General features: G+C 71.8%; 4 protein-coding genes and 1 pseudogene. 3 read left to right on the top strand and 2 right to left on the bottom strand.

Annotated features, from left to right (window positions below; all coding sequences use genetic code 11):
• Window positions 1-94 precede the first annotated feature (94 nt).
• Window positions 95-586 (bottom strand): annotated as a pseudogene (locus tag ACFWWR_RS47875) (metallophosphoesterase); the annotation flags it as partial.
• Between the two features lie 33 nt (window positions 587-619).
• Window positions 620-2,239: a PucR family transcriptional regulator gene (locus ACFWWR_RS47870; RefSeq protein WP_384310661.1), complete on the bottom strand. Its 1,620-nt coding sequence runs from the start codon at window positions 2,237-2,239 to the stop codon at window positions 620-622.
• A 293-nt stretch (window positions 2,240-2,532) separates the two neighbouring features.
• On the opposite strand from ACFWWR_RS47870, the gene ACFWWR_RS47865 reads away from it, so the two are divergent.
• From ACFWWR_RS47865 to ACFWWR_RS47855, 3 genes are read left to right on the top strand one after another with little or no spacing between them, the layout of a single operon-like run.
• Entirely contained in the window at window positions 2,533-3,801 is a 1,269-nt protein-coding gene (locus ACFWWR_RS47865) for an aspartate aminotransferase family protein (protein WP_384310659.1), read from the top strand.
• Window positions 3,798-6,665, top strand: a complete 2,868-nt coding sequence (locus tag ACFWWR_RS47860; RefSeq protein WP_384310657.1) for an FAD-binding and (Fe-S)-binding domain-containing protein — start codon at window positions 3,798-3,800, stop codon at window positions 6,663-6,665. The genes ACFWWR_RS47865 and ACFWWR_RS47860 overlap by 4 nt, the downstream gene beginning before the upstream one ends.
• Entirely contained in the window at window positions 6,662-8,101 is a 1,440-nt protein-coding gene (locus ACFWWR_RS47855; protein WP_384310655.1) for an NAD-dependent succinate-semialdehyde dehydrogenase, read from the top strand. Before ACFWWR_RS47860 ends, ACFWWR_RS47855 begins: the two co-directional genes overlap by 4 nt.
• Window positions 8,102-8,344: the final 243 nt, after the last annotated feature.

The following is an 8,344-nucleotide window of genomic DNA, read 5'->3' as shown; positions in this document are numbered from 1 at the left end:
GGAAACCCGAGACGACATGCACGACGCGTTCCTGCAACTCGCCCACTGCATGACCCTCGCCCGCAAGGACCCAGCATTCTGAAAGGACCCCTAAGACGCGGCACGGTGGGCCCCAGGAGCCGGTGCCGCGGCTGGTGTAGAGGAGGGTGCGGGCGCCGTGGTGGCTGAGGCCGGCGAGGGCGGGCTGGTCGGTGCGGACCAAGTAGTGGAAGGGCCAGATCTGGCCACCGTGGGTGTGGCCGGAGAGTTGGAGGTCGATGCCGTCGGCTGCCGCCCGGTCGACGAACTCGGGCTGGTGTGCCAGGAGCAGGACGGGTAGGTCGGGGTCGGCGGCGTTCAAGGCTCCGGCGAGGTGGGCGCGGTGGCCTGCCAGGCCGGAGGACTCGGCGGTGACGTCATCCACGCCGGCGACCACGAGGGTGTCGCCTCCGCGTTCGGGGAGCAGATGGCGGTTGCGCAGCGGCTCCCAGCCCAGCTCGCCCATCAGGTCGACCCAGCCCTGGGCCTCGCTGTAGTACTCGTGGTTGCCGGTGACGTAGACCCGGGCCCGGGTGGCCCGCATCTGCGGGGCAAAGGCGCGGCGGTTCCTCGACGGAACATCCGCAGGCGAGGCATAGGGTCAGCCGGTGCGCAAGACGTCCAGCGCCATCAGGGCCACGTGCAATGCGGTGCGCTGTTCGCCGGATTCGAGGTCGCAGTCGAGCAGGCGCTCGATGGTGCGCAGGCGTTGGTAGAACGTCTCGCGCGACAGACCGCCGCGGCGGGCGGCGCTGGTTTTGTTGCCGGCCACGTCGAGGTAGTGGCGGAGGGTCGTCAGCAGGCCGGTGCCGTGTCGGGCGTCGTGATCGAGGAGGCGGCCGAGTCGTCGTTCGGCGTATTCCTGGATCCGAGTGTCCTCGCGGAGCGCGTACAGCAGGCGGCGCAGGTCGACATCGCGGAGTTCGTGGAAGGAGCGGCCCGGGGGGAGAGGCTGGTCGGGCGGGGTGGCCTCGGCCACGCGGCTCGCCTGATGAAAGGAACGGGGAGTGTCAGTGAGGTGGTCGACCTCCAAGCCGACGCTCACGACGGCCCGCGGGGAAAGGTCGCGCGCCACGTGGCTCAGCCGTTCGACCGCGGGTTGCCAGGGGTGTGAGGGGCTCAGGGCGAGCAGTACTCCCAAGCGGCCGGGGGTCAGTTCGCCGATGAGCGCCGGGATTCCCGTGGCGTGCAGGGCTTGGGAGAGGCGGGCCTCGGCATGCGTTGTGGTGTCTTTTGCGGGGAGGTCCACCACGACCGTGAGGAAGCGGCTGTTCTCGGTGGGCAGGCCCAGTGCGGCCAGCCGGGCGCAGGCGTCCGCTGCGGAGCGGTGCCGCTGCTCGACGAGGTCGCGCAGAGCGTTGCGGTGCGCGGTGCTTTCCCAGGGGGTGGGGTGGGTGAGGCGCGCGACGGTCAGGGCCATCGCCGTCCTTTCCAGGACGGTGATGTGCTCCGGCCCGAAGGCCGGTTCGGTGGTGGGGACGGGCAGCATGGCCACGCGGCCCCAACGTTCACCTTGATACTCGACCGATGCGGTGAGCCAGCCTTCCGGGCCGCGTCGGCTCGTGCGGTCGCCGGGTGGGGTCGCTCTGGAGCGTTGCTCCCAGTCGGTGAGCGCTTCCTCCAGGGTGGCGCCGGAGGGTTCGCAGATCAGTGCCTGGTGGACCAGATTTTCCAGGACGACCGTGCGGCCGCTCATCTCGGCTGCCGCGCGCATGACGTCCTCGGGTCCGGCGCCGCGCAGGGTCAGCGTCGTGAACGCCTCGTGGACGCGCTGGGTGCGGCGCATCGCCTCGGCCTGGTGGCCGAGGATGAGGCCGTGGACGACCTGGGTTACCTCAAGGAAGTTGACGTCCTTGGCGAGGGTGATCAGGGGCAGCCCGCGGGCGCGGCAGGCGTGGACGAGTGCGTCGGGCGGGCGGTGGTAGCGCCGTACGAGTTCGATGACCAGGGCCGCTGCCCCGATGCGGGCGAGTTCGTCGACGTAGCGTTGGATGCCTGCGGACTCCTCGGGCAGGGGCATGCCGGTGGTCAGGACGAGTTCGCCGCCCTTGAGGAAGGACGCGGGATCCGTCAGCTCGGTGATGTGGACCCAGCGGACCGGCCGGTCGAGCAAGGTCACGCCGGTCACGACCTGGGGCTGGCCGGCGGCCAGGACGGGCAGAGCAAGGACGTCGGCGACGGTGAGGGCGCGGGCGGGCGGGGTGCTGTCCGGGCCGCCCATGTCCGGCGGTCGTGCCGTCGAACGGCTGTCGTTCACGGTGTCTCCATGGGGGTGCCCCGCCCGAGCGAAGCCGAGAGGGGGAGTGCCCGGCCACTGTGACAAGCCTTGCTGACCTGCGCAAGGGCAGTCCTGCCTCGGTGGATGAGGCAGTGAGCGCCGCATTTCCGGCCCGTGCTTGACACAACGTCCGAACAGCGGGCCCGTACCGGACAGATCGCGCGTTGGCTCGCCGCCGGGCGGCGGAGATGCTCGGCAGAGCGCACCAGTCCGACGACCCACGCCGGGAGACGAACATGACCGCACTGTCGCCGCACCTTCGCCAGGCCACGCCCGTGGTGGCGGCCCGGGGCGAGGGCGTCCATCTCTTCGACCAGGACGGCCGCCGCTACCTCGACTTCACCGCCGGCATCGGCGTCACCAGCACCGGCCACTGCCACCCCAAGGTCGTGGCGGCGGCGCAGGAGCAGGTCGGCACGCTGATCCACGGCCAGTACACGACGGTCATGCACCAGCCCCTGCGCCGCCTCGTCGACAAGCTCGGCGAGGTGCTGCCGGCCGGTCTGGACAGCCTGTTCTTCACCAACTCCGGCAGCGAGGCCGTCGAGGCCGCGCTGCGCCTGGCCCGCCAGGCCACCGGCCGGCCGAACGTCATCGTGTGTCACGGCGGCTTCCACGGCCGTACGGTGGCCGCCGCCTCCATGACGACGTCCGGCACCCGCTTCCGGTCCGGGTTCTCCCCGCTGATGAGCGGCGTGGTCGTCACCCCCTTCCCGTCGGCCTACCGCTATGGCTGGGACGAGGAGACCGCGACCCGCTTCGCCCTGAAGGAGCTCGACTACACCCTCCAGACGATCTCCTCGCCCGCCGACACGGCCGCGATCATCGTCGAGCCGGTGCTTGGCGAGGGCGGCTACGTCCCCGCGACCCGGGCGTTCATGGAAGGTCTGCGGGAGCGGGCCGACCGCCACGGCTTCCTCCTCATCCTCGACGAGGTGCAGACCGGCGTCGGCCGCACCGGCCGCTTCTGGGGCCACGACCACTTCGGCGTCACCCCCGACATCCTCGTCACCGCCAAGGGCCTGGCCAGCGGCTTCCCGCTGTCCGGCATCGCCGCCTCCGAGGAGCTGATGGCCAAGGCGTGGCCGGGCTCGCAGGGCGGCACGTACGGTGCCAACGCCGTGGCCTGCGCGGCGGCCGTCGCCACCCTCGACGTCGTGCGCGACGAGAAGCTCGTCGAGAACGCCGAGGCGATGGGGGCCCGACTGCGCCAGGGCCTTGAGGCGGTGGCCGACCGCACGCCGGGCATCGGAGACGTACGCGGGCTCGGGCTGATGCTGGCCACCGAGTTCGTCACCGAGGACGGCAGCCCCGACCCCGAGACCGCCGCCCGCGTCCAGCGCGCCGCCATCGACGAGGGCCTGCTCCTGCTGCTGTGCGGCGCCTGGAACCAGGTCGTACGCATGATCCCGGCGCTCGTCATCGACGAGACGGCGGTGGACGAGGGCCTCCTGGCGTGGGCGACCGCGGTGGAAGCCGGTACCGCAGGAGCATCGCCGCGATGAGCGACAGCGTGGCGCGGCTGACCGCCCGCCTCACCGAGACGGCTCCCGGCCTGCGGGTGGAATCCGGCCCGGGCCCCACGGGCCAGTACGCCTACGACGCCTCCAACTACCGCGTCCCCCCGCAGGCTGTGGCCTTCCCCCGCAGCGCCGACGACGTGGTCGCAGTGCTGCGGGCCTGCAAGGAGACGGGCGTCCCCATCACCGCCCGCGGCGGCGGCACCAGCATGGCCGGCAACGCGGTCGGGCCGGGCGTCGTCCTGGACTTCTCCCGGTACATGAACCGAATCCTGGACATCGACCCGGCCAGCGGGACCGCGCGTGTCGAGGCCGGAGTCGTCCTCGACGCGCTGCAGAGCGCGACCGCCCTGCACGGGCTCTCCTTCGGCCCCGACCCGTCCTCGCACAGCCGCTGCACCATCGGCGGGATGATCGGCAACGACGCGTGCGGCAACCGGTCCGTGCGGCACGGACGGACCAGCAGCCACATCGAGGCGCTGGAGATCGTGACGGCCGACGGTGTGCGGGCCGTCGCCGACCGCACCGGCCTGCATCCGACCGACCCACGCGACACCGACCACGTCACCCGCCTCGAAGCGGACGTACGACGCCTGATCGGCGAAAACCTCGGGCCGATCAGGACCGAGCTGGGCCAGATCCCCCGCCAGGTCTCCGGCTACCAGCTGCACCACCTGCTGCCCGAGCGCGGCTTCGACATGGCCCGCGCGCTGGTTGGCACCGAGGGCTCCTGTGCGGTCGTCACCGCCGCGACGGTCCGCCTGGTGGCGACCGCACAGGCTTCCGCGCTGCTGACCCTCGGCTACGACGACGTCGTCGACGCGGCCGAGGATGTGCCGGAGATCCTGCGGTGGAATCCGACCGCCGTCGAGGGCATGGACGAGGCGATCGTCGCCACCATGCGAGCCCGCCGCGGCCCCGACTCCGTCACCGGACTGCCCGAGGGGCGCGCCTGGCTGTACGTCGAACTCGACGGCGACGACCAGGCCACGGTCAACACGCGCGCGGCCGAGCTCCTCGACGTGCTCAAGGCACAGGGTCGGATGACCGGCGGGCGGGTTGTGGAGAGCGCGGCCGAGCGGCGCTCCCTGTGGCGGGTCCGCGAGGACGGGGCCGGCCTGGCCGCTCGCCTCGTCGACGGCGGAGAGTCGTGGCCGGGCTGGGAGGACTCGGCGGTCGCACCGGAGAACCTCGCCGGCTACCTGCGGGACTTCCGCAAGCTGCTGGCCGATCATGGGCTTACGGGCGTAATGTACGGGCACTTCGGCGCGGGGTGCGTCCACGTGCGCATCGACTTCGACCTCGCCACGGACGAGGGCCGCGCCGCCGCCCGCCGCTTCCTGCACGAGGCCGCCGCCCTGGTCGTCGCCCATGGCGGAACGCTGTCGGGCGAGCACGGGGACGGGCGGGCGCGCGGCGAGTTGCTGGAAGTCATGTACAGCCACCGGATGATCCAGGCGTTTGCCGCTTTCAAGCAGGTCTTTGATCGCGAGGGGCTGCTGAACCCCGGCGTCATCGTGGCTCCCGCCCCGCTCGACGCCGATCTCGCGCTGCACCAGATCCAGCCCCTGGCCACGGAGTTCACCTTCCCGCACGACGAGGACGGCTTCGCGGGCGCGGCCCGCCGCTGTGTCGGCGTAGGTCGATGTCGTAGCGACGCGGGCGGCGTGATGTGCCCCAGCTACCGGGCCACAGGCGAGGAGAACGACTCCACGCGGGGCAGGGCCCGCCTCCTCCAGGAGATGGTGCGTGGGGAGACCATCCAGGACGGCTGGCGGTCCACGGAGGTACGGGACGCCCTCGACCTGTGCCTGTCCTGCAAGGCGTGCTCCAGCGACTGCCCGGTCGGCGTCGACATGGCCACGTACAAGGCGGAGTTCCTGCACCAGCACCACAAGGGCAGGATCCGGCCCCGCTCCCACTACTCGCTGGGCTGGCTGCCCCTCACCTCCGCCCTCGCCGGCTACGCCGCCCGCCCCCTCAATGTCCTGTTGCGCGGACCGATCGGCACATTGCTCGCCCGTCTCGGTGGCGTCACGACGAAGCGCAGGATCCCCGCCTTCGCCCCCCGGCGCAGCCTGCGCAGGGTCCTGCGCAAGGCGAAGAGCGGCGAACCGGCGAAGGCCCTGCTCTTCGTCGACAGCTTCACCCGCGCCTTCCGTCCCGAGGTCGCGGGAGCCGCGAGCCGCGTGCTCGCCGACGCGGGAATCCCCTGCACGGCTCAGGACGGCCTGTGCTGTGGCCTGACCTGGGTCAGCACCGGCCAGCTCTCCGTGGCCCGCCGCATCATGGCCCGTACGGTCGCCCACCTCGACAACGGCGACGAACGTCCCATCATCGTGGCCGAGCCAAGCTGTGCCGCCGCGCTCAAGCGCGACGTGCCCGAGCTCCTCGGGACGGACGCCGCCCGTCGGGTCGCGGACCGCGTCCACACCTTCACCGGCGCCCTGACCGACCTGGCCGCCCCGGGCTGGATCCGGTCCGAGCTGCCGGACACCGTCGTCCTGCAGACCCACTGCCACGAGTACGCCACCTTCAAGGGCAGCCGGCCTGCCGACCTGCTGCGCCGACTGGGCGTGGGCAAGGTCGACGAGGCCGAGGGCTGCTGCGGCCTCGCCGGCAACTTCGGCTTCGAGGAACAGCACTACGACACCTCGATGGCCGTCGCCGGCCTGGCCCTGAAGCCCCGCCTTGACGGCATCGGCCAGGACACGCCGACCGTCGTCGTGGCCGACGGCTTCAGTTGCGCCACTCAGATCGACCACCTCGCCGGCGACCGGGGCATCCGCGCCCTTCACCTCGCGGAACTCCTCGACCCCGCCGCCGACCAACCAGGAGAGACGTCATGACCGACACACCCACGCAGTTGTTCATCGGTGGGTCCTGGGTGGACGCCGCGGACGGCGCCACCATGCCCGTGGACGACCCCGCGACCGGTGAGATCATCGCCCATGTCGCCGACGCGGGTGCCAAGGACGCCCGGCTCGCGGAGGACGCGGCCGTGCAGGCGCAGGAGGCGTGGGCCCGTACGGCCCCGCGGGCGCGCAGTGAGATCCTGCGCCGGGCCTACGAGATCATTCTCGAGCGCACCGACGAGCTCGCCCACCTGATGACGTCGGAGATGGGAAAGCCGCTGGCCGAGGCCAGGGGAGAGGTGGCGTACGCGGCCGAGTTCTTCCGGTGGTTCTCCGAGGAGGCCGTGCGTATCGACGGCGGTGGCGGCATCCTGCCCGACGGCCGCAACCGCATGCTGCTGTCCCGCCGCCCGGTCGGCCCCTGTCTGCTGATCACCCCGTGGAACTTCCCGCTGGCCATGGGAACTCGCAAGATCGGCCCGGCGATCGCGGCCGGCTGCACGATGGTGCTCAAGCCAGCCCCGCAGACCCCGCTCTCCAGCCTGGCCCTCGCCGCGATCCTCAAGGAGGCCGGGCTGCCGGACGGCGTGCTCAACGTCGTCACCACCTCCCGTGCGGGAGAGGTGTGCGAACCGCTTCTGCGCGGCGGGCGGATCCGCAAGCTGTCCTTCACCGGCTCCACCAATGTCGGGCGGCTGCTGCTCGCGCAGTGCGCCGACGCCGTCGTACGCACCTCGATGGAGCTGGGCGGCAACGCGCCGTTCATCGTCTTCGAGGACGCCGACCTGGACAAGGCCGTGGACGGCGCCATGCTCGCCAAGATGCGCAACATGGGCGAGGCGTGCACGGCCGCCAACCGCTTCTTCGTGCACCGGTCGGTGTCGGAGGAGTTCGGACGTCGCCTGGCCGAGCGCATGGGCGAGCTCGTGGTCGGTCCCGGTACCCGGGACGGCGTCGACGTCGGTCCGCTGATCGACAGGGCCGGGCGTGCCAAGGTCGAGGAGCTGGTCGCCGATGCGGTGGAGCGCGGCGCGCAGGTGCTCGTCGGCGGCCGCGCGCCCGAGGGCCCGGGCTGCTTCTACCCGCCGACCGTCCTCACCGACGTCGACTCCGGCAGCCGGCTGATGGACACGGAGATCTTCGGCCCCGTGGCGGCGATCCTCACCTTCGAGGACGAGGACGAGGTCGTACGCCGTGCCAACGACACCCCCTGGGGTCTGGTCGGTTATGTCTTCACGGAGGGCCTGGACCGAGCCCTTCGCGTCAGTGAACGCCTGGAGGTGGGCATGGTTGGTCTGAACACCGGCCTCGTCTCCAACCCTGCCGCCCCCTTCGGCGGCGTCAAGCAGTCCGGGCTCGGGCGCGAGGGCGGCCGGGTCGGCATCGACGAGTTCCTGGAGTACCAGTACCTCGCGGTGCCCGTGCGATGACGGCGGTCATGCCCTGACTCCTCCGCCTCGCACACCGCGACGGGCCGCCCCCCGTGCCCGGTTTCCACGCCACCGGGCACGGGGGCAGACGGCCTTCAGCGGCACCGGGTGGTGTCCCTTTGCCGTCACCGACTGGCATCCCGGACTGGTACCACCCGGTGTCGGCCAGGGCGTTGGCGATGGCCCTCACAGGCTCCGCCCGGTGTGGAAACCGGGGACGCCACCGTAGGACGGAGTCCCCGG

It is taken from the genome of Streptomyces sp. NPDC058678 (genome assembly GCF_042714835.1).
GTDB lineage: Bacteria > Actinomycetota > Actinomycetes > Streptomycetales > Streptomycetaceae > Streptomyces.
The sequence above is the reverse complement of the archived record's forward strand: the minus strand, read 5'-3'. Positions and strand labels throughout refer to the sequence as shown.